This window comes from Pseudomonas sp. MF6751, from assembly GCF_016613265.1.
GTDB lineage: Bacteria > Pseudomonadota > Gammaproteobacteria > Pseudomonadales > Pseudomonadaceae > Aquipseudomonas > Aquipseudomonas fluorescens_BV.
In genome coordinates, this window is record NZ_JAENSV010000017.1 from 1 (window position 1) to 23,458 (window position 23,458).

The 23,458-nt window shown below is 60.5% G+C and carries 20 protein-coding genes; 9 read left to right on the top strand and 11 right to left on the bottom strand.

Translation table 11 applies throughout. The annotated features are described in order from the left end of the window. Positions 1 to 210: 210 nt before the first annotated feature. The 4 genes from JJD66_RS15550 to JJD66_RS15565 form a co-directional block, all read right to left on the bottom strand. Positions 211 to 588 carry a hypothetical protein gene (locus tag JJD66_RS15550; protein WP_034126820.1) on the bottom strand — a complete coding sequence of 126 codons (378 nt, stop codon included), beginning with the start codon at positions 586 to 588 and terminating at the stop codon, positions 211 to 213. A gap of 54 nt (positions 589 to 642) precedes the next feature. Then, entirely contained in the window at positions 643 to 1,452 is an 810-nt protein-coding gene (locus JJD66_RS15555; RefSeq protein WP_200648534.1) for a putative RNA methyltransferase, read from the bottom strand. Continuing rightward, positions 1,452 to 2,603: a succinyl-diaminopimelate desuccinylase gene (gene dapE, locus JJD66_RS15560; protein ID WP_054897128.1), complete on the bottom strand. Its 1,152-nt coding sequence runs from the start codon at positions 2,601 to 2,603 to the stop codon at positions 1,452 to 1,454. The genes JJD66_RS15555 and dapE overlap by 1 nt, the downstream gene beginning before the upstream one ends. Before the next feature lie 254 nt (positions 2,604 to 2,857). Next, the gene (locus JJD66_RS15565) at positions 2,858 to 5,449 is read right to left on the bottom strand and encodes a glycosyltransferase (protein ID WP_105226008.1); all 2,592 of its coding nucleotides are present in this window, start codon (positions 5,447 to 5,449) and stop codon (positions 2,858 to 2,860) included. A 217-nt stretch (positions 5,450 to 5,666) separates the two neighbouring features. Between JJD66_RS15565 and tcdA the strand changes: the two genes are divergently transcribed. Next, positions 5,667 to 6,476 (top strand): tRNA cyclic N6-threonylcarbamoyladenosine(37) synthase TcdA, encoded by an 810-nt coding sequence (tcdA, locus tag JJD66_RS15570; protein ID WP_371262607.1) that lies wholly within the window; start codon positions 5,667 to 5,669, stop codon positions 6,474 to 6,476. Positions 6,477 to 7,108: 632 nt separating this feature from the next. Here tcdA and JJD66_RS15575 read toward each other — a convergent pair. The 4 genes from JJD66_RS15575 to JJD66_RS15590 all read right to left on the bottom strand — a co-directional run bounded on the left by JJD66_RS15575 (position 7,109) and on the right by JJD66_RS15590 (position 10,167). Beyond that, the gene (locus JJD66_RS15575) at positions 7,109 to 7,522 is read right to left on the bottom strand and encodes a SufE family protein (RefSeq protein ID WP_200648535.1); all 414 of its coding nucleotides are present in this window, start codon (positions 7,520 to 7,522) and stop codon (positions 7,109 to 7,111) included. Then, the gene (locus JJD66_RS15580; protein ID WP_200648536.1) at positions 7,519 to 8,724 is read right to left on the bottom strand and encodes an aminotransferase class V-fold PLP-dependent enzyme; all 1,206 of its coding nucleotides are present in this window, start codon (positions 8,722 to 8,724) and stop codon (positions 7,519 to 7,521) included. The genes JJD66_RS15575 and JJD66_RS15580 overlap by 4 nt, the downstream gene beginning before the upstream one ends. Positions 8,725 to 8,792: 68 nt before the next feature. Beyond that, on the bottom strand, positions 8,793 to 9,827 hold the full coding sequence (gene dapD / locus JJD66_RS15585; protein ID WP_034126827.1) for a 2,3,4,5-tetrahydropyridine-2,6-dicarboxylate N-succinyltransferase: 1,035 nt from the start codon (positions 9,825 to 9,827) through the stop codon (positions 8,793 to 8,795). Between the two features lie 31 nt (positions 9,828 to 9,858). Then, positions 9,859 to 10,167 carry an arsenate reductase gene (locus tag JJD66_RS15590; protein ID WP_229999207.1) on the bottom strand — a complete coding sequence of 103 codons (309 nt, stop codon included), beginning with the start codon at positions 10,165 to 10,167 and terminating at the stop codon, positions 9,859 to 9,861. A 279-nt stretch (positions 10,168 to 10,446) separates the two neighbouring features. Here JJD66_RS15590 and JJD66_RS15595 point away from each other — a divergent pair, with 279 nt between their 5' ends. Beyond that, positions 10,447 to 12,090, top strand: a complete 1,644-nt coding sequence (locus JJD66_RS15595; protein ID WP_200648537.1) for a Na+/H+ antiporter — start codon at positions 10,447 to 10,449, stop codon at positions 12,088 to 12,090. A gap of 11 nt (positions 12,091 to 12,101) precedes the next feature. Here the strand turns inward: JJD66_RS15595 and dapC are convergent, their stop codons facing one another. From dapC to map, 3 genes are all read right to left on the bottom strand, one after another. Beyond that, positions 12,102 to 13,301: a succinyldiaminopimelate transaminase gene (gene dapC / locus JJD66_RS15600; protein ID WP_200648538.1), complete on the bottom strand. Its 1,200-nt coding sequence runs from the start codon at positions 13,299 to 13,301 to the stop codon at positions 12,102 to 12,104. A gap of 135 nt (positions 13,302 to 13,436) precedes the next feature. After that, positions 13,437 to 16,139, bottom strand: a complete 2,703-nt coding sequence (locus tag JJD66_RS15605; RefSeq protein WP_200648539.1) for a [protein-PII] uridylyltransferase — start codon at positions 16,137 to 16,139, stop codon at positions 13,437 to 13,439. A 64-nt stretch (positions 16,140 to 16,203) separates the two neighbouring features. Beyond that, entirely contained in the window at positions 16,204 to 16,986 is a 783-nt protein-coding gene (gene map, locus JJD66_RS15610; RefSeq protein WP_003189156.1) for a type I methionyl aminopeptidase, read from the bottom strand. Positions 16,987 to 17,374: 388 nt separating this feature from the next. On the opposite strand from map, the gene rpsB reads away from it, so the two are divergent. The 7 genes from rpsB (at position 17,375) to ispC (ending at position 23,442) form a co-directional block, all read left to right on the top strand. After that, positions 17,375 to 18,112 carry a 30S ribosomal protein S2 gene (gene rpsB / locus JJD66_RS15615; RefSeq protein WP_003189158.1) on the top strand — a complete coding sequence of 246 codons (738 nt, stop codon included), beginning with the start codon at positions 17,375 to 17,377 and terminating at the stop codon, positions 18,110 to 18,112. Between the two features lie 191 nt (positions 18,113 to 18,303). After that, complete coding sequence (gene tsf / locus JJD66_RS15620; RefSeq protein WP_054899096.1) at positions 18,304 to 19,167, top strand: translation elongation factor Ts; 864 nt, start codon at positions 18,304 to 18,306, stop codon at positions 19,165 to 19,167. A 210-nt stretch (positions 19,168 to 19,377) separates the two neighbouring features. Beyond that, complete coding sequence (pyrH, locus tag JJD66_RS15625) at positions 19,378 to 20,121, top strand: UMP kinase (protein ID WP_003189161.1); 744 nt, start codon at positions 19,378 to 19,380, stop codon at positions 20,119 to 20,121. Continuing rightward, positions 20,118 to 20,675, top strand: a complete 558-nt coding sequence (frr, locus tag JJD66_RS15630) for a ribosome recycling factor (RefSeq protein WP_200648540.1) — start codon at positions 20,118 to 20,120, stop codon at positions 20,673 to 20,675. Before pyrH ends, frr begins: the two co-directional genes overlap by 4 nt. Positions 20,676 to 20,692: 17 nt before the next feature. After that, positions 20,693 to 21,448 carry a polyprenyl diphosphate synthase gene (uppS, locus tag JJD66_RS15635; RefSeq protein ID WP_105226017.1) on the top strand — a complete coding sequence of 252 codons (756 nt, stop codon included), beginning with the start codon at positions 20,693 to 20,695 and terminating at the stop codon, positions 21,446 to 21,448. Beyond that, on the top strand, positions 21,449 to 22,255 hold the full coding sequence (locus JJD66_RS15640) for a phosphatidate cytidylyltransferase (protein WP_198714774.1): 807 nt from the start codon (positions 21,449 to 21,451) through the stop codon (positions 22,253 to 22,255). It begins immediately after the preceding gene. Next, a complete protein-coding gene (gene ispC / locus JJD66_RS15645) occupies positions 22,252 to 23,442 on the top strand; it encodes a 1-deoxy-D-xylulose-5-phosphate reductoisomerase (protein ID WP_198714773.1) in 1,191 nt (396 codons plus the stop codon). Before JJD66_RS15640 ends, ispC begins: the two co-directional genes overlap by 4 nt. Positions 23,443 to 23,458 lie beyond the last annotated feature (16 nt).

Consider the following 23,458-nt stretch of genomic DNA (forward strand, 5'->3'; position numbering starts at 1 on the left):
TATCGGCGCTTTGGTGAAGGGGTGGGGCGAAGTCTCCCACGGTCTGTACTGGCTAGAGTCAGATGCTGGCTTTTAGTCCCACCACCCCTACAAGTCTAACCATACAAGCTGGCTTGCCTGCGATAGCATCACTGTGGTCTGACTGATAGACCAAGGTGTCTGCATCGCAGGCAAGCCAGCTCCTACATTGATTGGGTTAGCAATCCGCTGTCAGGCGGTTTTCCAAGTGATCTGCTCTTCACCGTCTTCGCTGATGCGAATCCAGGTGTCGGCACTTTCCTCACCTTCTTCCTCAACCCAGGTGCCCGGTGCGCAACGCACTTCGACGTTCAGCGCGGCAAACGCGGCGCGGGCGCAGGCGATGTCGTCGTCCCATGGGGTCTGGTCGCTTTCCAGGTACAGACTGTTCCATTTGCCCACCGCCTTGGGCAGCCAGGTCACCGGCACGCTGCCGGCCTTGCACTTGTAGGTCTGGCCTTTCTGGACCCAGTCGGTACACGGGCCGAGTGCGGCGCCCAGCCAGGCAGCGATGGCCTTGTGATCGACGTCGGCGTCCTTCAGGTAAATCTCAATATCGGGTTGGCGCATGGATGTTCCTCGTTGCGGGATTCGAAAATCCATTCGCGGATGGGTGAACGTCAGTCATTGAAGCACGAAATAATCGTAACGCATCGACACCGTGACCTGCAGCGGCTCAGCCGCCTCGATCACCTCGTGGCGGCGCTCGGCACTGGCCCGCCAGCCGTGGGGCGTCATCGCCAGCAGGTTGGCGCGGTCCTGGGCTTCGGCCAGGCTCAGGGTGAATTCCAGGGTTTCACTGTGAGCAAGGCTCATGCCGTCCGGCACCAGGGCCAGGTGCTTGTCGTCGGTGTACTCGCGTACCTCGTCGTAAAGACGCTCGCGCAGTTCCATCAAATGGCCGCGGGTGGGGCCGACCTTCATCAAACCGCCGCCGGGACTGAGCAGGCGCTTGGCCTCTTGCCAGTCCAACGGGCTGAACACGCTGGCGAGGAACTGGCAACTGGCATCGGCCAATGGCACGCGGGCCATGCTGGCGATCAACCAGGTCAGCGCCGGGTTGCGTTTGCACGCGCGCTTGACCGCCTCCTTGGAGATATCCAGCGCGTAGCCATCGGCATCGGGCAGGGCCTGGGCGATTTGTGCGGTGTAGTAACCCTCACCACAGCCAATATCCACCCAGCGCTGCGGTGCACGCTCGGCGGCCAGTTCGGCCAGGCGCTTGGCCACTGGCGCATAGTGGCCAGCGTTGAGGAAGTCGCGGCGCGCCTCGACCATGGCCAGGTTGTCGCCTGGGTCGCGGCTGTTCTTGTGCTGCACCGGCAACAGGTTCAAATAACCCTGGCGCGCGCGGTCGAAGCGGTGCCCGGCCGGGCACGCCACGCCATTGTCCACGGTATTGAGCGGTGCACTGCAAATGGGGCAGGCAAGCATCAGGCGAGCAACTTGATCAGGGTCTGGTAGTAGATTTCGGTCAGCACGTCGAGGTCGCTGGCCAGGATGCGTTCATTGACCTGGTGGATCGTCGCGTTCACCGGGCCCAGTTCGACCACCTGGGTGCCCAACGTTGCAATGAAGCGCCCATCGGAAGTACCGCCACTGGTGGACGCCTGGGTCTCGCGCCCGGTGATCGCCAGGATGCTGGCCGAAACTGCATCCAGCAGAGCGCCTGGCTCGGTGAGGAACGGCAGGCCCGACAGCGCCCACTCCACGTGCCAGTCCAGGCCATGTTTGTCGAGAATGGCCGCGACGCGTTGTTGCAGGCCCTCGACGGTGGACTCGGTGGAAAAACGGAAGTTGAACACCGCCGTCAGGTCACCTGGGATCACGTTGGTGGCACCGGTACCGGAGTTGAGGTTGGAAATCTGGAAGCTGGTCGGTGGGAAGAACGCGTTGCCGTCATCCCAATGTTCGGCGGCGAGTTCGGCCAGGGCCGGTGCTGCCAGGTGGATCGGGTTCTTCGCCAGGTGCGGATAAGCCACGTGGCCCTGTACACCGCGCACGGTCAAGGTGGCACCAAGGGAGCCACGGCGGCCGTTCTTGACCACGTCGCCCACCAGGCTGGTGCTCGACGGTTCGCCGACGATGCACCAGTCCAGGCGCTCCTTGCGTGCGGCCAAGCGTTCGATCACGGCCTTGGTGCCGTGGTGCGCCGGGCCTTCTTCGTCGCTGGTGATCAGGAAGGCGACCGAACCCTTGTGGTCCGGGTAGTCGCTGACGAAACGCTCCGCCGCTACCAGCATCGCCGCCAGGCTGCCTTTCATGTCCGCCGCGCCACGGCCGCAGAGCATGCCGTTGTCATCGATCAACGCGTCGAACGGGTCGTTCTGCCAGGCCTGTACCGGGCCGGTCGGCACCACGTCGGTGTGACCGGCAAAACACAGCACCGGGCCTTCGTGCTTGCCGTGGGTGGCCCAGAAGTTGTCCACGTCTTCAATGCGCATCGGTTCAAGCGCAAAACCGGCGTCGCCCAGGCGCTGCATCATCAGCTTCTGGCAATCGGCATCGATCGGTGTGACCGACGGGCGACGGATCAGGTCGATGGCCAGTTGAAGGGTCGGCGAAAGGTCGGCATGGGCCGTCATGGGGGGAACTCCGGAAAGCGTGTGGTGGGCGCAGGACGAATGTGGAAATACCGAGCCTGGAGCGACGCAATTCCAATGTGGGAGCTGGCTTGCCGGCGATAGCATCGCTGCGGTGTGCCTGTCAGACCGCGGCGTCTGCATCGCAGGCAAGCCAGCTCCCACATAGAATTGGGCCAGGCCAAGTCTCACAAACGGCCGTTATCTTATAGCAAAACGGCGGCCAAGGGCCGCCGTTTAGTGCATCGCGTGACTTTTTACGCCGCCGGCGCGGGCTCAGGCGCCGCCGAAGGTTTGGGCAGCGACGACAGGAACGCCATGATCAGCGCCGCCACATACGGCAGCGACTGCACCAGCAACATCACCACCCAGAAGCGAATGTCATTGCTCGGCAGGCCTTGCACCAGGTAGATCCCCAGCGCCGCGCCCCACAGCAGCAGCATGATGAACATTTCTTCGCGGGCTTCGGAAATCGCCACCCAGAAGCCGTGGTTATCCGCGTTTTTCGGTGTACGAAAGAACGGAATGCTGCTGGTGAAGAAGCCGTACAACACCGCTTTGGCGATGGTATGAGACAGCGCCAACCCGGCCAGTGCCGCGCAGAACGCATCTTTCAAGTTCACACCTACCGCACGACGATAGAGGAAGATGATCTTGCCGACTTTGAACACAAACAACGCCAACGGCGGGATCGCGAAAATCAGCAATGGCGGGTCGACCCGAGTCGGCACGATGATCATCGCCGCAGACCACAACAGGGCGCCGACGGTAAAGAAGATGTTCATGCCATCGGCCACCCACGGCAACCAGCCCGCAAGGAAGTGGTAGCGCTGGCCACGGGTCAGTTCGGTGTCTTTACCGCGCAATAGGCTGGCGGTGTGGCGCTTGATGATCTGGATCGCGCCATAGGCCCAGCGGAAACGCTGTTTCTTGAAGTCGATAAAGGTATCCGGCATCAAACCCTTGCCGTAGCTGTCGTGGTAGTACGCCGCAGACAGGCCTTTTTCGAACACGCGCAGGCCCAGTTCGGCGTCTTCACAGATGCACCAGTCGGCCCAGCCCAGCTCTTCAAGCACCGAGCGGCGGGTCATGGTCATGGTGCCGTGCTGGATGATCGCGTCACGGTCGTTACGGGTGACCATGCCGATATGGAAGAAGCCTTTGTATTCGGCGTAGCAGAGCTTCTTGAAGGTGCTTTCGTTCTGGTCGCGGTAATCCTGGGGCGACTGCACTACCGCGATTTTCGGGTCGGCGAAGTGCGGCACCATGTGCTTGAGCCAGTTCGGCGATACGCAGTAGTCCGAGTCGATCACTGCTATCACTTCGGCATCCTTGGCGGTGTGCGGGATCAGGTAGTTCAGCGCGCCGCCCTTGAAACCGGCCAGGGGCGCGACGTGGAAGAACTTGAAGCGCGGGCCGAGGGTTTCGCAGTAGTCGCGTACCGGCTCCCACACCGCCGGGTCCTTGGTGTTGTTGTCGATGATCAGGACTTCGTAGTCCGGATAGTCGAGGGCGGCCAGGGCATCGAGGGTCTGCTTGACCATTTCCGGTGGCTCGTTGTAGCACGGCACGTGGATCGATACTTTAGGGCGGTAGTCCGAGTCGCCTTCCACGGGCAGGAATTCACGCCGGCGCTTGTGGGTCCACACCGCTTCCGCCAGTTCGTGGGCTTCGGTCAGCAACACAATGAACACGCCCAGGGCGCCGAGTGCCAGCAACACACCGACCGTCACGCTGAACCAGGTGCTGTATTGCTGGCTGTAGTCGTAGCCGATCCAGACCAGCACCGACCCGCACAGGAACGCAATGAAGGTCAGGAAGGTACGGCCCCGCTGGCGCAGGGCTGAGCCGTCGATCATCAACAGGGTCAGGGACAGCAGCGCAAGCACTACCGAACCGATGGCCAGTACCCGCCATTGCGGAATCGCCACCACCGGGCCGTCAAAATTGAATTTCTGCTGGCGCGCGGCATTGAATACACCCCAATACGCACCCGCCGAACCTTCGTCGCTGACCTTCCACGGCTGGTCGAAGGCCTCGATCACAAAGTAGTTGTAACCCTGGCGGTTGAGCTTGTTGACCAGCGTACGCAGGTAAATCGCCTGGTCGGCCGGCGACGTCTCATTGCCACCGCGCATACGGCCGTTGCTCGGCCAGCCCACTTCCGATAGCAGCAGCTGCTTTTTCGGGAAGGCTTTCTTCAGGTCCTTGGCGCGGTCGAGAACGTACTGGCCGGCCTTGTCCATCGGGATGTACTCCCAGAACGGCAGGATGTGCGCGGCGATCAGGTCGACGTGCTTGGCCAGTTGCGGGTTCTTTTCCCAGATGTGCCATTGCTCGGAGGTGGTCACCGGGACTTTCACGGCGGCGCGCACGCGGTCGAGCAGCACGATCAGGGCTTCGGGGGTGATTTCTTCACGGAACAACGCTTCGTTGCCCACCACTACGCGCACGACACTGCGCGAGGTGTTGGCGATCTCGATAGCGCGCTGGATCTCCCGCTCGTTACGCTCAAGGTCCGGGCTGATCCAGATCCCCAGGGTCACGCGCAGGCCAAACTCTTCGGCCAGCTTGGGTATATCCCCCAGGGGGCCGTCCACCGAGTAGGTACGGATGTTGTCCGTCAGCTTGCTCATGATCGCAAGGTCCTGACGCATCTGTTCGTCGGTAGGGTACTGGCCTTTCTGCGGGTACTGGCCTTGCTGGAACGGCGAGTAGGAAAAACCGGAGATCTGATCGGGCCAGTTGGGAGCGGTGACCGGGCGGTTGATCAGCGCCCAGAAACCGGTGAACAGCGCGGCAATTGCCAGCACCACCACCAGGTTGAGTCCAAATTTACGCGATGCCATGGTTATGTCGGGTTCCAAAGGGTGCGGAACGAAAGAGGTGTCGGCCTGCGCCGAACGGCGCGCATCCTACACTGGCGCTTCCCTGAGCGTACAGCAGACAGAGAAAAGCCGGACGTTAGTCTGCGAAACTCCATCTAAGTTCTTCACTTGTAACTTGTAGCTTAAAACTTGCCGCTCCGTAGCCCTATAATGCGCGCCGGTTTTTGGGGTAATGATGATGAGTACAGAAGATCCGCGGTTTGCAGGCGTCGCCCGCTTGTACGGGCTTGAGGGCCTGGAGCGCTTGAAAGCGGCCCATGTGGCGATTGTCGGCGTCGGCGGCGTGGGTTCCTGGGCGGCGGAAGCGATTGCCCGCTGCGGGGTGGGCGAGATTTCGCTGTTTGACCTGGACGATGTCTGCGTCAGCAACAGCAACCGCCAGTTGCATGCCTTGGACAGCACCGTGGGCAAGCCCAAGGTCGAAGTGATGGCCGAGCGTTTGCGCGGTATTAATCCTGAGTGCACCGTGCACGCGGTGGCAGACTTTGTCACCCGCGACACCATGGCCGAGTACATCACTCCGACTATCGACTGCGTGATCGACTGCATCGACGCGGTCAACGCCAAGGCGGCGCTGATTGCCTGGTGCAAGCGTCGCAAGATCCAGATCATCACTACTGGCGGTGCCGGCGGGCAGATTGACCCCACGCTGATCCAGGTGTGCGACCTGAACCGCACCTTCAATGATCCGCTGGCGTCGAAAGTACGCTCTACCTTGCGCCGCGATTATGGCTTCTCGCGCACGGTGACCCGTCATTACAGCGTGCCGTGCGTGTTTTCCACCGAACAACTGCGCTATCCCAAACCCGATGGCAGCATCTGTCTGCAGAAGAGTTTTGTCGGTGATGGCGTGAAGCTGGACTGCGCGGGAGGGTTTGGCGCAGTGATGATGGTCACGGCCACGTTCGGTATGGTGGCGGCGACCAAGGCGGTGGACAAGATTGTGGCGGGAGTGCGCAGGCCTTCAGAGCGCATCAAACCCAGCTAAATCTCATTGTCGAACATAGATCCAAATTGTGGGAGCTGGCTTGCCTGCGATAGCGGTGTGTCAGCCACTGAAAATACTGACTGATTCGCCGCTATCGCAGCATAGGTATCTACACAACTTCGGCACGACGCTAAATCTGTGGCGAGGGAGCTTGCTCCCGTGACGGCCTGGCAGCCGACACAGATATAACTGATGCCCCGCGATCCAATGTGGGAGCTGGCTTGCCTGCGAAGACGGCCTGACAGTCAACACAGTTGGACCGTGTACATATCCATTCCTGCGGTAACGGCCACTTAGGGTTCCGCCCTGACGGCGGCTCACTTTGCAAAAGCGGCAAAGTAAGCAAAACGCTCTTGCCCCACCACTCGGCACCTCGCTTAGGCTCGGTGTGCCCGTAATCCGCCAGTGATTTGGGGGGCCGCCGCCACGCGCCATCCATGGCGCGGGGCGGCTAAACCGGCATCCCTGCCGGTTTACCCCCCAAATCCCTGTCGAATTCCGGCCAGCGTGGTTTAACGGGGCGCCTAAGATCAAAAGCAGATCAAGAGCGGCTCGCTTCGCATCGTGGTTACCGTTGAGCTAACAGAGTTATGTAGATACCTATGGCTATCGCAGGCAAGCCAGCTCCCACATTATTTCTGTGTACGCGTCAGGTCTCGCATGCGTTGCAGTACGGCATTCAAGCCATTGCTGCGCGACGGCGATAGTTGGCGCGACAGGCCCAGTTGATTGAACCAGCCAGGCAGGTCGACCGCTTGCAATTGATCAGCCGGCAACCCATTGACCCGTGCCAGCAGCAACGCCACCAACCCGCGAATCATCCGTGCCTCGCTGCTCGCCGCAAACTGCCAATGGCCGTCCTGCAAGCGCCCCACCAGCCACACCAGGCTTTCGCAACCTTGCACCAGGTTAGCGTCGACCTTTTCGTCATTAGCCAGGGCGGGCAAGCGTTCACCCCATTGCATCAGCATCCGTGCGCGCTGCTCCCAGCTGCCCACGGCCTGGAAGGCTTCCAGCGCGGCTTGTGCCTCCAGCGGCAAGCTCATCGCAGCATGTCCAGCGCCTGGTCCAGCGCTTCAAAAAAGCGTTCCAGGTCGTCGGAATCGTTGTAGAGCGCCAGGGAAACGCGGATTGCGCCTGACAGATGCATTGCCTTCAACAATGGCATCGCGCAGTGATGACCGGCACGCACAGCAATGCCTTGCTCGGTCAGCAGGTGGGCGAGGTCGGCGTTGTGCACGCCCTCCACCACAAAACTCACCAGCGCCACCTGCGGCGATCCCAGCACGCGCACGCCATTACGTGCCTTAAGCCCACGCAGCAGGTAGTCATGCAGGGCGGCTTCGTGGGCGATCACCGCCGAGGCATCCAGCGAGCTCAGGTAATCCAGGCTCGCGCCCAGGCCGATCACGCTGGCGATCGGTGGGGTGCCGGCTTCAAAGCCCAGCGGCGCGGGGCGAAAGCTGGCGCTGTGGTAGTCGGCCTGTTGCACCATCTCGCCGCCGAACTGCCAGTGGCGCAGGTGGTGCAGGGCCTCATTACGGCCATACAGCACGCCGACGCCGTCCGGGCCATAGAGTTTGTGGCTGGAGAACACGTAGAAGTCGCAGCCCAGGGCCTGTACGTCGTGGCGGCCATGGACGATGCCTTGGGCGCCGTCCACCACCGTGAGGGCGCCATGTGCCTGGGCCAGCGCCAGCAAGGCTTGCAGCGGCTGCCAGGCGCCGAGCACGTTGGACAACTGGCTCACCGCCAGTAGGCGCGTGCGCGGGCCAATCAAGCGGGCTGCGGCGTCCAGGTCGATTACGCCTTCATCGTCCAGGGGTAATACCACCAGCGTGAGCGCGCGGCGTTTGGCCAATTGCTGCCAGGGCAACAGGTTGGCGTGGTGTTCCAGGGCGCTGATGGCAATCTCATCGCCCGCATTGAATAAGTGTTCCAGGCCATAGGCCAGTAGGTTCAGCGCAGACGTTGCGCCGTGGGTAAACACAACCTGCCCGCTGTCACCTGCGTTCAACCACTGCGCGACCTTGCTGCGGCTGTCTTCAAAGGCCTGGGTAGCATGGGCCCCGGGCAAATGCTGGGCACGGTGCACATTCGCTGCGCCATTGGCGTAGTAATGACTGATGGCATCCAGCAGGGCTTGGGGTTTTTGCGTGGTGGCGGCGCTGTCCAGATAGGTCTGGTCTTGCCGTTGCAGGGTGGCGATGGCCGGGAAGTCGGCGCGCCAGGGGGAGGGCACAAGCATGGTGATCAAGACTCGTATAAGCGCGCCGCCCCCAAGGGTGCGGCCCGCTAGTGGCATCGAGTGGCTGCTTAGTTGTGAGCGTGCAGCGCTTCGTTCAGTTCGATGGCCGATTTGTGGGTTTTGCACTCCACGGCACCGGTCTCGGAGTTACGACGGAACAGCAGGTCCGGCTGGCCAGCCAACTCGCGTGCCTTGACCACCTTGACCAGTTGGTTCTGCTCGTCCAGCAGGGCAACCTTGGTGCCGGCGGTTATGTAGAGGCCCGACTCCACGGTGTTGCGGTCGCCCAATGGGATACCGGTACCGGCGTTGGCGCCGATCAGGCAGCCTTCGCCCACCTTGATCACGATATTGCCGCCGCCCGACAGGGTGCCCATGGTGGAGCAACCGCCGCCCAGGTCCGAGCCCTTGCCGACGAATACGCCCGCCGATACGCGGCCTTCGATCATGCCCGGGCCTTCGGTGCCCGCGTTGAAGTTGACGAAGCCTTCGTGCATCACGGTGGTGCCTTCGCCCACGTACGCGCCCAGGCGGATACGTGCAGCGTCAGCGATACGCACGCCAGCCGGTACGACGTAGTCGGTCATTTTCGGGAACTTGTCCACCGAGAACACTTCCAGCAGGTCGCCACGCAGGCGCGCTTCCAGTTGGCGCTCGGCCAGTTCATTGATGTCGATAGCGCCCTGGCTGGTCCAGGCCACGTTCGGCAACTGCGGGAACACACCGGCCAGGCTCAGGCCGTGGGGCTTGACCAGGCGATGGGACAGCAGGTGCAGCTTGAGGTAGGCCTCAGGCGTGGAGGTCAGTGCGGCGTCTTCGGCCAGCAAGGTCGCGACCAGCGGCGTGTGGCTTTCAGCCAGACGGCTGAGCAGGGCGGCCTGGGCAGCATCGACGCCTTTGAGCGCGTCGGCCAGTTGCAGGGCCTGGCTCACGGTGAAGGTGATCGCCTGGTTGCCTTCGGTGTAACCGAGGATCGGTGCGATGGCGGCAACGATTTCAGCCGACGGGTTGAGCAAGGGTTGTGCGTAAAACACTTCCAGCCAAGCACCTTGGCGGTTCTGAGTGCCGACGCCGAAGCCCAGGCTGAACAGGGAATTGGACATGCTGTTACCTCTACAAAAATGGAAGGCTGGCCTACTTGAGGGCCGCCGAATAACTATCTGGCTTGAAGCCAATCAGGGTTCTGTCACCGAGATCGAGCACCGGGCGCTTGATCATCGAGGGTTGTGCGAGCATCAATTCAATGGCTTTCGACTGATCGAGATCGGCTTTGCGTTCGTCTTCGAGTTTGCGAAAGGTGGTGCCCGCACGGTTCAAAACCACCTGCCAACCGTGCTCATTGCACCATTGGGTCAAGTGTTCGCGGTCGATACCGGCCGTTTTGTAGTCATGGAACTCATAGCTCACCCCGTGCTCATCGAGCCAGGTGCGCGCCTTTTTCATGGTGTCGCAGGCTTTGATGCCGAAAAGGTGCAAGGTTTTGCTTGAAGCACTCAAGGAATTGCCCCCCTTTGGACGTATGAAAATGAAAGATCGCCGATTATGCCACGACCAGCGGGTTTCGGCGCCGCTCGTCAACAGCGTGCGACTTTTGTGCAAAAGCGCATTGCGCAGCATAGGCCAGTAACATAGCCAGGTAACATAGCCGGGTAATATGGCACTTCAACGGCCAGTTGTTGCCTTATGTGTCTTTGCAAGCCGATTGTCCGGGAAACCCGCGTTATGCAAACCGCCTACACCGTTCTTATCCTGCTGATGCTGGTCAGCTTTTCGCGCCTGATCGGGCGCATCATCCCACTGCCCTTGCCCCTGGTGCAGATCGCCGCCGGCGCCTTGCTGGCCTGGCCCACGTTGGGGCTGCATGTGGCGCTGGACCCTGAGCTGTTCCTGTTTCTGTTCCTGCCGCCACTGTTGTTTTCCGATGGTTGGCGCATGCCCAAGCGTGAGTTGTGGCACCTGCGTGGCCCGATCCTGACATTGGCGGTGGGGCTGGTGCTGTTCACCGTGGTGGGCGCCGGTTACTTCATTCATTGGTTGCTGCCCTCGATCCCCTTGCCGGTGGCCTTTGCCCTGGCAGCGGTGCTCTCGCCGACGGACGCCGTGGCGGTGTCGGCCATTTCCCAGAACCGTTTGCCCAAGCCGCTGATGCACATGCTCCAGGGTGAGGCCTTGATGAATGACGCGTCGGGCCTGGTAACTTTCAAGTTCGCCCTGGCTGCGGCGTTGACCGGAGTCTTTTCCCTGGCGGATGCCAGCCTGACGTTTGTGTTGGTGGCGGTGGGCGGGCTGGCGATCGGCGTGGCGTTGAGCTGGTTGGTCGGCCGCCTGCGCGCCTGGATGATCGCGCGCGGTTGGGATGACCCGGCGACCCATGTGGTGTTCATGTTGTTGCTGCCCTTTGCTGCGTACGTACTGGCTGAACGCCTGGGCGCGTCCGGCATCCTCTCGGCGGTGGCAGCGGGCATGATGCAAAGCTGGCTCGACCTGCTGCCGCGCCAGACCAGCACGCGCCTGCTCAACCGCAGCGTGTGGTCGTTGCTGGAGTTTGCCTTTAACGGCCTGATCTTCCTGCTGCTCGGTCTGCAACTGCCTGACATCATCAAGGCCGTGGTCAGCCATGAAACCACGCTGTGGCCCACCTTGATGTATCGCTGCCTGGATGTGGTGGCGATCTTCCTGGTGCTGGTGGTATTGCGCTTTATCTGGGTGCAAAGCATCTGGCGGCTGTCGGGGTTGCTGCGCAGGCTACGTGGCAAAAACGCGCTGACCCTGGTGCCGACGGCCCGTTCCTGCTGGTTGTTGACCGTCGGCGGTGTACGCGGTGCGGTGACCCTGGCGGGCGTCATGTCGGTGCCCTTGCTGTTGGCGCCTGGCCAGGATTTCCCTGAGCGTGACCTGCTGATCTTTATCGCTGCCGGTGTGATCCTGTTATCACTGGTCGCTGCCTGTATCGCGCTGCCGCTGCTGTTACGCGGCGTCGAGAATAGCCCGGATGAAAAACGCCACAAAGAAGTGCGCGAAGCCTGGAAAAAGACCGCCGTGGCCGCGATTCATGCACTGGAGGCCGACGAGCCAGCCGAGGCCGAAACGCCGGACGCCGCCCAGGCGGCATTGGCTACCGAACTGAAGGCACGGCTGATGTCGGAATATCGCCATCAATTGGAAGTCTTCAACGATTCGGCTGAAGCTCAGGCGCTGGCGCAGCAAATGGACCTGCTTGAGCGCAAGCTGCGGCTCAAGGCTCTGCGCGCGCAACGGTTGGAGTTGTACAGCTTGAGCCGTCACCACCAGATTGGTGATGACGTATTGAGGGAGGTGCTGGCGGAACTGGATATGAGCGAGGCGAATTTGGGTCACATGAAGTGACCCGTAAGCCCTTAACGGCGACGCTGGATAAAGTCGCGAATCCGCTCAGCCGCTTCCACGCATTCGGCCAACGGCGCAACCAATGCCAGGCGCACACGCCCCGCACCTGGGTTAAAGCCGTCCACTTCCCGCGACAGGTAAGAGCCCGGCACCACCGTCACATGTTCTTCCACGAACAAATCGCGGCAGAAGACGGCGTCATCGCCTTGTACATTCGGCCACAGGTAAAAGCCGCCGTCCGGGCTTTGCACGTCCAGCACCGGCTTGAGGATCGCCAGCACTGCGTCGAACTTCTCGCGGTACAGGTCACGGTTGGCCAGTACATGGGCCTCGTCCTGCCAGGCGGCGATGCTGGCCAACTGAGTTTGCACCGGCATCGCGCAGCCATGGTAGGTGCGGTACAGCAAAAAGGCCTTGAGGATCTCGGCGTCGCCGGCCACGAAGCCTGAACGCAGGCCTGGCAGGTTGGAGCGCTTGGACAGGCTGTGGAATACCACACAACGCTTGAAGTCCTGACGGCCCAGTTCGACGCAGGCGCTGAGCAGTCCCGGGGGTGGGGTTTGCTCGTCGAAGTACAGCTCGCTGTAGCATTCGTCGGCGGCGATGACGAAATCGTATTTATCGGCCAGGGCGATGAGTTTTTTCAGCGTGGCGACTGGAATCAGCGCACCGGTCGGGTTACCGGGGGAGCACAGGAACAGGATCTGGCAACGTTTCCAGATATCCGCAGAGACAGCATCGAAGTCTGGATTGAAGCCGTTGCTATCCAGGCACGGCAGGTAATGCGGCTTGGCCCCGGCCAGGAACGCGGCGCCTTCGTAGATCTGGTAGAACGGGTTGGGGCTCACTACCAGCGCATCGTCGCCACGGTTGACCACGGTCTGGGTGAAGGCAAACAGCGCCTCGCGCGTACCGTTGACCGGCAGGATGTTGCGCGCTGGGTCCAGCCAGCCCTTGGGCACGTTGAAGCGGCGTTCGCACCAGACGCCGATGGCTTCACGCAGTGCCGGGATACCCAATGTGGTGGGGTACACCGCCATTTGATCGAGGTTATTGCTCAAGGCCTCGGCAACGAAGGCCGGTGACGTGTGCTTGGGCTCGCCGATGGACAGTGCGATCGGGCGTTTGTCCGGGTTCGGCGTCACGCTGCCGAGCAGGGCGCGCAGCTTCTCGAAGGGGTAGGGCTGCAACTGGTTAAGGGCGTTGTTCATATAAGCCTCTATCACGGTGAGCGCGGATCTGTGGGAGCTGGCCTGCCTGCGATCTGCGGTCGATCGGACGGGCCGAAGTGTCTGCATCGCAGGCAAGCCAGCTCCCACATGACTCGTGTTCACAAAGTTAAGAATTCAAATAGTCAGTCTGGTCAGCTCGACACCGGGTTCCTGGGTCACGCTCAACTGCTCCACGATTGCCGCCTGTAAACGCAGGCACAGCTCCGGGTCGGACAGTGGCTGGTTGTCGGCATCGGTGATAAAGAACACGTCTTCCACCCGCTCGCCCAGGGTCGCAATCTTGGCATTTTGCAATGACAGGTCGAACTCCAGGAAAATCCCGCCGATACGCGCCAGCAGGCCTGGGCGATCCGGTGCGCTGAGCTCCAGCACCGTCACCGGTCGCTGTGCGTCGTTGGAAATGGTCACCTGGGGCGCAAAGGCAAAATGCTTGAGCTGGCGCGGCACCCGGCGCTGGATGATGGTGGGGTAGTCGTCGGGGTTGCGCAGGGCTTCGGTCAGGCCCTCGCGGATCTTTTTCACGCGCGCCGGGTTGTCGCCAATCGAGTCGCCGTCGGCGTCGAGCACGATGTAGGTGTCGAGGGTGAACTGGCTGCTGGAGGTGATGACCCGGGCGTCATGGATGTTCAGGTTGAGCTGGTCCATGGCCGCCACGGTCACGGCGAAGAAGTCGTGCTGGTCGGGCGCGTAGATGAAGATCTGCGTGCCGCCTTCGAATTCGCGCTGGGTGGTTTCCTTGATCAAGACCAACGGGCCGCCATCGGCGGGTTGCTGCAGGATCGCGTCGCTGTGCCAGGCCACGTCGCCGGCGGTGTGGCGCAGGAAGTAATCATCACCCAGTTGCGACCAGAGTTGCTCGACGTCGTCCGGGTCGTTACCGCCGCGCACCAGGATATCCAGGGCTGCGCTTTGGGTGCGGCGGATCTGCTCTTCGCGGTCCACCGGGTTCTCCAGGCCACGGCGCAGGGCGCGCTTGGTCTCGGTGTACAGCTGGCGCAACAGGCTGGCGCGCCAGGAGTTCCACAGCGTGGGGTTAGTGGCGTTGATGTCGGAGACGGTCAGCACATACAGGTAATCCAGGCGGGTTTCATCGCCGACGATGCCGGCAAAGTCGTGGATCACCTGCGGGTCGGACAAGTCCTTGCGCTGGGCCGTGGTCGACATCACCAGGTGGTTCTGCACCAGCCAGACAATCAGGCGGCTGTCCCACAACGGCAACTGGTGGCGCTGGCAGAAGGCTTCGGCATCCACCGCGCCGATCTCCGAGTGGTCGCCATGCCGGCCTTTGCCGATGTCGTGGTACAAGCCGGCCAGGTAAATCAGCTCGGGCTTGGGCAGCTTGGCCATCAGCTTACTGGCCAGCGGGAATTTCTCTGACACCTGGGTGTACTGCAACTTACGCAGGTGCTTGATCAGGTTCAGGGTGTGGGCATCGACGGTATAGATATGGAACAGGTCGTGCTGCATCTGCCCGACGATAAAACCGAACTCCGGCAGGTAGCGCCCCAGAATGCCGTAGCGGTTCATGCGCCGCAGGTTGCGATGGATGCCGATGCGGCACTTGAACAGTTCGATAAACAGGCTGGTATTGCGAATGTCGTTGCGAAAATCGTCGTCGATCAGGTGACGGTTTTCCCGCAGCAAGCGGATGGTATCGGCGCGCACGCCTTTGATCTCCGGCTGCTGGGCCATCAACACAAAGATTTCCAGCATGGCAAGCGGCGTGCGGCGGAACACGTTGTCGTTGCGTGCTTCGATATAGCCGTCGTGCAACTGGAAACGCGCATTGATCGGCTGCGGCGGCGCTTCGTCCTCGGGGGCCAGGATCACTTCTTCGAAGTGCTGGATGATCAAGTCGCTGAGCTGGGCAATGCTCATGACCACCCGGTAGTACTGCTGCATGAAGCTTTCAATGCTGGTCTTCGCATCTTCGCCTTCAAAGCCCAACAAGGTGGCGATAGAGCGCTGGTGATCGAAGAGCAGGCGGTCTTCGGAACGACCGGCCAGCATGTGCAGGGCGTAGCGCACCTTCCACAGGAACTCCTGGGACGAGGCCAGCAGAGTGTTTTCGCTCTCCACCAGGAAGCCTTCGCCGGCCAGGGCACGCAGGTTAAGCGTGCCGTATTGACGGCGCGCCACCCACAAGATTGTCTGGATATCCCGCAGCCCACCGGGTGAGCCTTTGACGTTGGGTTCCAGGTTGTATTCGGTGTCGTTGTACTTGTGGTGCCGGGCTTTTTGCTCGGCGCGCTTGGCCAGGAAAAAGTCTTTGCTTGGCCACATGTGTGCGGTGCTGGTGACTTCGAGCATGCGCTGGCGCAGGCGCTCGGGGCCGCAGATGGTGCGGCTTTCCATCAGGTTGGTGACCACCGTCAGGTCGGCACGGGCCTCTTCGGCGCATTCGTCCACCGAGCGTACGCTCTGGCCGACTTCCAGGCCGATGTCCCACAGCAACGTCAGAAAGCGCTCGATGGAATCGCGAAAGATCTCATGATCGGCCTGGTCCAGCAGGATCAGCAGGTCGATGTCGGAGTAGGGATGCAGTTCGCCGCGACCGTAGCCGCCGACCGCCACCAGGGCGATATCGGCGTCGAAACTCCAATTGAACTGCTCCCAGGCCTTTTGCAGGATGTTATCGACGAACCATGCGCGGTCTTCGATCAGGCGGCGAATATCCCGGCCGCTGCGAAAGCGCGCATCGAGCACCTCGCGGGCTTGGCGGATGGCCTTCTTGAAGGCGGCGATGGGGCTTGCCTTCAGTGCCAGCTCGGCCTGGAATTGGCCACGGTCGAAGAGTTCGGGATCCACCTGGGGCATCGTTCGGCTTTCCTTTCTATCTATCAGTCAGTCACAACACGCTGCGGGAAAACCTGGGCGACCTTCAGGCCGAAACGCGTGGGATGGTGTCGTCAGCGCGCAGGGTGAAGATCTCATAGCCAGTGTCGGTGACCAGCAGGGTGTGCTCCCACTGGGCAGAGAGTTTGCGGTCCTTGGTGATGGCGGTCCAGCCGTCGCCCAGCACCTTGGTGTCGGCCTTGCCCTGGTTAATCATCGGTTCAATGGTGAAGGTCATGCCAGCCTTGAGTTCCATGCCGGTGCCGGCGCGGCCGTAATGCAGAATCTGCGGCTCTTCGTGGAACACCTTGCCGATACCGTGGCCGCAGAACTCGCGCACCACCGAGAAGCCGTTCTTTTCCGCGTGCTTCTGGATCACTTCACCGATGTCACCCAGGCGGCAGCCGGGCTTGACGATCTCGATGGCCTTGTACATGCATTCCTGGGTGACCTGGGACAGACGCTCGGCCCACACCGGCACATTACCGACGTGGAACATGCGGCTGGTGTCGCCGTGGTAACCATCCTTGATCACCGTGACGTCGATGTTCAGGGTGTCGCCGTCTTTCAGTGGTTTGTCACCGGGAATGCCGTGGCAGACCACGTGGTTGATCGAGGTGCAGATCGACTTGGGGAAACCTTTGTAATTCAGCGGGGCAGGGATGGCTTTTTGCACGTCGACTATATAGTCGTGGCAAATGCGGTCCAGCGCTTCGGTGGTGACGCCGGGCTTGACGTGTTCGGCGATCATTTCCAGCACGTCGGCAGCCAGTTTGCCGGCAACGCGCATGCCTGCGATGTCTTCGGCGGTTTTCAAGGTAACGGTCATACAGGCTCTCTCTAGCGCGACGCGCTGAAATCAATACGGTTCACGGGGAGCGCGACAAAGGGGTACAGCATTCGCGCAAGTCCCAAAAAACGCGATTCTAACAGACGATGCTGGCAAATCATGCGCGTCTGGTGATCGCTTCTCTCTATGAGGTAGAGGCATGTTGGCTGTATTCAAGGGCTTACGCAAAGACGACGACCGGCAAGTGTGATTGCGGGTTTCGTTTTTGCCGATGCTGTGGTATAAAATGCGCCGCTTTCCGGGGATACCCCGCAAAGCTTAAATCCACACACGTGTCGACACGATGACCTGGGTGCCGGAGGCCTTGATGCCGCTGGTTGGTCATTGGGATACGTGGAGGCCAAACCCGACTTATTAAGGAACTATCATGTCCCAAGTCAACATGCGCGATATGCTGAAGGCCGGTGTGCACTTCGGTCACCAGACCCGTTACTGGAACCCGAAAATGGGTAAGTACATTTTCGGCGCGCGTAACAAGATTCACATTATCAACCTTGAAAAAACCCTGCCAATGTTCAACGAAGCGCTGACTTTCGTAGAGCGTCTGGCCCAGGGCAAAAACAAGATCCTGTTCGTCGGCACCAAGCGTTCCGCTGGCAAGATCGTTGCTGAAGAAGCAGCACGTTGCGGTTCGCCGTACGTCGATCACCGCTGGTTGGGCGGCATGCTGACCAACTTCAAAACCATCCGTGCTTCCATCAAGCGTCTGCGTGACCTTGAAGTGCAAGCCGAAGACGGTACTTTCGCCAAGCTGACCAAGAAAGAAGCGCTGATGCGCTCCCGTGACCTGGAAAAGCTCGATCGTTCCCTGGGTGGTATCAAGGACATGGGCGGTCTGCCTGACGCGCTGTTCGTTATCGACGTTGATCACGAGCGCATCGCGATCACCGAAGCCAACAAGCTGGGCATCCCGGTTATCGGCGTAGTCGATACCAACAGCAGTCCGGAAGGCGTTGACTACATCATCCCAGGCAACGATGACGCAATCCGCGCTATCCAGCTGTACATGGGTTCGATGGCTGACGCTGTAATCCGTGGTCGCAACCACGTTGCTGGTGGTACCGAGCAGTTCGTTGAAGAAGCTCCGGTAGCTGCCGCTGAGTAATTGACGCCCTGGCGTTGACTCAGTAAGCAAAAAGGGGGCTTGGCCCCCTTTTTGCCACCTCGAAAACCATTTGTCGGCAGCGCAGCTACATTATTTGTAACGTGCAGCGGCCTACAACGGAGATTCGGGAAGAATTGATCGCCCGTTTGATCGGGTGGAATGGTTGAAAACCTATCCAAGAGGATTTTGAAATGGCAGAGATTACTGCAGCGTTGGTTAAAGAACTGCGTGAGCGTACCGGCGAAGGCATGATGGATTGCAAAAAGGCCTTGACCAAGGCCGGCGGCGACATCGAAAAAGCCATTGATGACATGCGTGCTTCCGGCGCCATCAAGGCTGCCAAGAAAGCAGGCAACGTGGCTGCTGAAGGCGCTATCGCTCTGAAAGAAGACGGCAAATCTGCCGTTCTGCTGGAAGTGAACTCCCAGACCGACTTCCTGGCTCTGCAGGATGACTTCAAGGCATTCGTTGCTTCCAGCGTCGAAAAAGCTTTCGCTGACAAGCTGACCACTGTTGAGCCTCTGATCGAAGCTCAAGAAGCAGCTCGTCTGGTACTGGTCGGCAAGGTTGGCGAAAACGTCAACATCCGCCGCCTGGTTCGCGTTGAAGGTGATGTGGTTGGTGGCTACCTGCACGGCAACAAAATCGGTGTTGCAGTTGTTCTGAAAGGCGGCGACGTTGAGCTGGCCAAAGACATCGCGATGCACGTTGCTGCAAGCAACCCTGAGTTCCTGCTGCCTTCGGAAGTTTCGGCCGAAGCGATCGAGCGTGAAAAAGCTGTGTTCCTGCAGCTGAACGAAGAAAAAATCAAAGGCAAGCCAGAAAACATTGTTGAGAACATGGTCAAAGGCCGTATCAGCAAGTTCCTGGCCGAAGCAAGCCTGGTTGAGCAGGCGTTCGTCAAGAACCCTGAAATCAAGGTTGGCGAACTGGCCAAGAAAGCCGGTGCTGAAATCGTTTCCTTCACTTACTTCAAAGTAGGCGAAGGCATCGAGAAGCCGGTCGACAACTTCGCTGAAGAAGTTGCTGCCCAGCTGGCTGCCGCCAAGCAATAAGACAGTTCCAACCTGTCGCCGAAAGAGGCTGCCCGCTCACGCGCGCAGCCTCTTTTCAAATGGGAAGGCCAATTTTATTTGGTTTCCTCTCGGAACTGGCTTACAAAGCCGTGTTCCGATGGCGCTGTGACAGCGTCCAGCTAGAGTGAACGCAAGCCGTAAACGGCTCGCCAAGAATTTTTAAAAAATACGCCGCAGGAGAGATTCGCAATGGCTCAGCAGGGCAGTGGTTATCAGGCTCGCTATAAACGCATTCTACTCAAGCTCAGCGGCGAGGCCCTGATGGGCTCGGAAGAGTTCGGGATCGACCCCAAGGTGCTTGACCGCATGGCGCTGGAAGTTGGCCAGTTGGTCGGTATCGGCGTGCAGGTCGGCCTGGTGATTGGTGGTGGCAACCTGTTCCGCGGTGCGGCACTGAGTGCGGCCGGTATGGACCGGGTTACGGGCGACCACATGGGCATGCTGGCCACTGTGATGAACGCCCTCGCCATGCGCGACGCCCTGGAGCGCGCCAACATCTCGGCCATCGTGATGTCGGCAATTTCCATGGTTGGCGTGACCGATCACTATGATCGCCGCAAAGCCATGCGCCACCTGAACTCCAAGGAAGTGGTGATCTTTGCTGCTGGCACAGGTAACCCGTTCTTCACTACCGACTCGGCCGCATGCCTGCGTGCTATCGAAATCGATGCCGACGTGGTGTTGAAGGCGACCAAGGTGGATGGCGTATACACTGCAGACCCATTCAAAGACCCGCATGCCGAGAAGTTCGATCATCTGACCTACGATGAAGTACTGGATCGCAAGCTGGGCGTCATGGACCTGACCGCTATCTGCCTGTGCCGCGACCACAAGATGCCGCTGCGCGTATTTAACATGAACAAGCCCGGCGCCCTGCTGAATATCGTACACGGCGGCGCAGAAGGGACTCTGATCGAGGAAGGCCAACAATGATCAACGAAATCAAGAAAGACGCCCAGTCGCGTATGCAGAAATCCCTGGAATCCTTGAGCCACGCCTTTGGCCAGATCCGTACTGGCAAGGCGCACCCAAGCATCCTGGGCAGCGTGATGGTGCCTTACTACGGTTCCGACACCCCGCTGAGCGGTGTGGCCAACGTGACCGTGAAGGATTCGCGTACCCTGCAAGTTGTTGCCTTCGAGCGCAACATGCTCGCCGCCGTCGACAAGGCTATCCAGAGTGCCGGCCTGAACCTCAACCCGACCAACCTGGGCGAGTTGCTGCTGATCTCCATGCCAGCCCTGACCGAAGAAACCCGCAAGGGCTTCACCAAGCAGGCGCGCAGTGCTGCTGAGGATGCGCGCGTTGCCGTGCGTAACATCCGCCGCGATGCGCTGGGCGACCTGAAGAAGCTGGTCAAGGACAAGGAAATCAGCGAAGACGAAGAACGCCGCGCCGTCGCTGATATCGACAAGCTGACCAAGGACGCCGAAGCCCAGATCACCAAGGCGACCGAAGAAAAAGAAAAGGACCTGATGGCCGTATAAGGGGTCAGGACGCCTTCATGGAAAAGACCAAGCAGACTGTGCCCTCCGTGGTGCCGCGCCATGTCGCGATCATCATGGATGGGAATAATCGCTGGGCGAAAAAACGCTTTATGCCGGGTGTTGCCGGGCATAAAGCGGGTGTTGACGCGGTAAGGGCGGTGATTGAGGTGTGCGCCGAGGCCAAGGTCGAAGTATTGACCTTGTTCGCGTTCTCAAGTGAGAACTGGCAGCGACCTGCCGATGAAGTCAGTGCCTTGATGGACCTTTTCTTCAAGGCTCTGCGTCGTGAGGCCAAGCGCCTCAACGACAACAACATCAGTCTGCGTATCATCGGTGATCGCTCGCGGTTCCATCCGGAGCTGCAAGCTGCCATGCGCGAAGCTGAGGCCATCACTGCCGGTAGTAACCGTTTTGTGTTGCAGATCGCAGCCAACTACGGTGGCCAGTGGGATATTGCCCAGGCTGCGCAGCGGCTGGCCCGCGAAGTGCAGGCCGGTCATCTGCGCCCGGACGACATCACGCCCCAACTGTTGCAAACCTGCCTGGTGACCGGCGACCTGCCGTTGCCGGACTTGTGCATTCGTACCGGTGGCGAGCATCGCATCAGCAATTTCCTGCTGTGGCAGCTGGCCTACACCGAGCTGTACTTCTCCGACCTGTTCTGGCCGGACTTCAAACACGATGCCATGCGTAATGCACTGGCTGATTTCGCTTCCCGTCAGCGTCGCTTCGGTAAAACGAGCGAGCAGATCGAAGCTGGAGCCCGGGTTTAAATGCTTAAACAACGAATCATCACGGCGCTGATCCTGCTGCCGATTGCCTTGTGCGGTTTTTTCCTGCTCGACGGTTCCGGCTTTGCGCTGTTCATCGGCCTGGTTGTGACCCTTGGTGCGTGGGAGTGGGCGCGCCTGGCAGGCTTCGTCAACCAGTTGCCGCGTGTGGCCTATGCCGCCTTGGTCGCGCTGTTGTTGTTCTTCATGTACATCCTGCCGGACATCGCGCCCTGGGTGCTGGGAGCTGCAGTGTTGTGGTGGGCGTTGGCGACTTACCTGGTGCTCACCTATCCGCGCACCAGTGGCCAATGGTCCAGCGTGGCCTGCAAGCTGGTGATTGGCCTGGCGATCCTCTTGCCGGCCTGGCAAGGGCTGGTGGAGATCAAGCGTTACCCGCTGGGCAACGAATTGATCCTGGCTGTGATGGTGTTGGTATGGGGCGCCGACATTGGTGCCTACTTCTCGGGTAGAACCTTTGGCAAGCGCAAGCTGGCCCCGGCCGTAAGCCCCGGCAAGAGCTGGGAAGGCGTATACGGCGGCCTGGCCTTGACGCTGCTGATCACCCTGGTGGTCGGTGTGGTGCGTGACTGGTCGGTAAAGGAAGTGCTCCTGGCCTTGCTGGGGACGGCTATCGTCGTCTTCATCTCGGTGGTGGGCGACCTTACCGAGAGCATGTTCAAACGTCAGGCGGGCATCAAGGACAGCAGTAACCTGCTGCCAGGCCATGGCGGTGTGCTTGACCGTATCGACAGCCTCACCGCTGCGCTGCCTATTTTTGCCGTGCTGTTGTGGATGATCGCTTCGTGAGCCGCCTGCAGCAGGTTACGGTGCTGGGCGCGACCGGCTCGGTCGGGCTCAGTACCCTTGATGTCATTGCGCGTCACCCCGATCGCTATCAGGTTTTCGCCCTGACCGGCTTCACGCGTTTGCGCGAGTTGCTGGCCTTGTGCGTGCGTCACTCGCCGCGCTTTGCCGTGGTGCCGGAAGCTGCTGCGGCTCGCAGTCTGCAGGATGATCTGCGGGCTGCCGGGCTGGCCACTCAGGTATTGGTCGGCGAGGCAGGGTTGTGCCAGGTCTCGGCCGATGCGGACGTGGATACCGTAGTGGCGGCGATTGTCGGTGCGGCAGGTTTGCGCCCGACCTTGGCGGCAGTCGATGCTGGCAAGAAAATCTTGCTGGCCAACAAAGAAGCCTTGGTCATGTCCGGCGCACTCTTTATGCAAGCGGTGCGTAAGAGCGGCGCGGTGCTGCTGCCTCTGGACAGCGAGCACAACGCCATCTTCCAGTGCATGCCCGGTGATTTTGCCCGCGGCTTGAGCCAGGTCGGCGTGCGCCGGATTCTGCTGACGGCATCGGGTGGCCCATTCCGCCAGACTCCGTCGGCCGAGCTGGACCATGTGTCTCCCGATCAGGCATGCGCTCACCCGAACTGGTCCATGGGGCGCAAAATCTCCGTGGATTCGGCGAGCATGATGAACAAGGGCCTGGAGTTGATCGAGGCATGCTGGCTGTTCGATGCGCGGCCTGACCAGGTTGAGGTGGTCATTCACCCACAAAGTGTGATCCATTCCCTGGTCGATTACGTGGATGGTTCGGTGTTGGCGCAATTGGGTAACCCGGACATGCGCACACCGATCGCCAACGCCTTGGCGTGGCCTGAGCGGATTGATTCCGGCGTAGCACCGTTGGACTTGTTTGCAATCGCGCGCCTGGACTTCGAAGCTCCGGACGAGCAGCGTTTCCCTTGTTTGCGCCTGGCGCGGCAAGCGGCCGAGGCGGGTAACAGTGCCCCGGCGATGCTTAACGCGGCCAACGAAGTGGCCGTGGCGGCGTTTCTTGAGCGGCGCATCCGCTTTCCGCAGATCGCGAGTATCATCGAGGACGTCCTGGCGCTTGAGCCGGTAGTGGCAGTGAATGACCTGGAGGCGGTGTTCGAGGCCGACACCAAGGCCCGAGCCCTGGCCGGGCAATGGTTGGATCGCAATGCGGGTTAGGCCGCGGGCAGGTTTG

What these genes read in the sequence shown, in the direction of transcription:
- dapD (WP_034126827.1), bottom strand. Translation starts at nt 9,827, where the DNA reads ATGTCCAATTCCCTGTTCAGCCTGGGCTTCGGCGTCGGCACTCAGAAC.
- JJD66_RS15555 (WP_200648534.1), bottom strand. Translation starts at nt 1,452, where the DNA reads ATGCTTGCCTGCCCCATTTGCAGTGCACCGCTCAATACCGTGGACAAT.
- dapC (WP_200648538.1), bottom strand. Translation starts at nt 13,301, where the DNA reads ATGAACAACGCCCTTAACCAGTTGCAGCCCTACCCCTTCGAGAAGCTG.
- rpsB (WP_003189158.1), top strand. Translation starts at nt 17,375, where the DNA reads ATGTCCCAAGTCAACATGCGCGATATGCTGAAGGCCGGTGTGCACTTC.
- dapE (WP_054897128.1), bottom strand. Translation starts at nt 2,603, where the DNA reads ATGACGGCCCATGCCGACCTTTCGCCGACCCTTCAACTGGCCATCGAC.
- JJD66_RS15595 (WP_200648537.1), top strand. Translation starts at nt 10,447, where the DNA reads ATGCAAACCGCCTACACCGTTCTTATCCTGCTGATGCTGGTCAGCTTT.
- JJD66_RS15550 (WP_034126820.1), bottom strand. Translation starts at nt 588, where the DNA reads ATGCGCCAACCCGATATTGAGATTTACCTGAAGGACGCCGACGTCGAT.
- JJD66_RS15580 (WP_200648536.1), bottom strand. Translation starts at nt 8,724, where the DNA reads ATGCTTGTGCCCTCCCCCTGGCGCGCCGACTTCCCGGCCATCGCCACC.
- tcdA (WP_371262607.1), top strand. Translation starts at nt 5,667, where the DNA reads ATGAGTACAGAAGATCCGCGGTTTGCAGGCGTCGCCCGCTTGTACGGG.
- tsf (WP_054899096.1), top strand. Translation starts at nt 18,304, where the DNA reads ATGGCAGAGATTACTGCAGCGTTGGTTAAAGAACTGCGTGAGCGTACC.
- frr (WP_200648540.1), top strand. Translation starts at nt 20,118, where the DNA reads ATGATCAACGAAATCAAGAAAGACGCCCAGTCGCGTATGCAGAAATCC.
- JJD66_RS15605 (WP_200648539.1), bottom strand. Translation starts at nt 16,139, where the DNA reads ATGCCCCAGGTGGATCCCGAACTCTTCGACCGTGGCCAATTCCAGGCC.
- uppS (WP_105226017.1), top strand. Translation starts at nt 20,693, where the DNA reads ATGGAAAAGACCAAGCAGACTGTGCCCTCCGTGGTGCCGCGCCATGTC.
- JJD66_RS15575 (WP_200648535.1), bottom strand. Translation starts at nt 7,522, where the DNA reads ATGAGCTTGCCGCTGGAGGCACAAGCCGCGCTGGAAGCCTTCCAGGCC.
- map (WP_003189156.1), bottom strand. Translation starts at nt 16,986, where the DNA reads ATGACCGTTACCTTGAAAACCGCCGAAGACATCGCAGGCATGCGCGTT.
- JJD66_RS15640 (WP_198714774.1), top strand. Translation starts at nt 21,449, where the DNA reads ATGCTTAAACAACGAATCATCACGGCGCTGATCCTGCTGCCGATTGCC.
- pyrH (WP_003189161.1), top strand. Translation starts at nt 19,378, where the DNA reads ATGGCTCAGCAGGGCAGTGGTTATCAGGCTCGCTATAAACGCATTCTA.
- JJD66_RS15590 (WP_229999207.1), bottom strand. Translation starts at nt 10,167, where the DNA reads ATGAAAAAGGCGCGCACCTGGCTCGATGAGCACGGGGTGAGCTATGAG.
- JJD66_RS15565 (WP_105226008.1), bottom strand. Translation starts at nt 5,449, where the DNA reads ATGGCATCGCGTAAATTTGGACTCAACCTGGTGGTGGTGCTGGCAATT.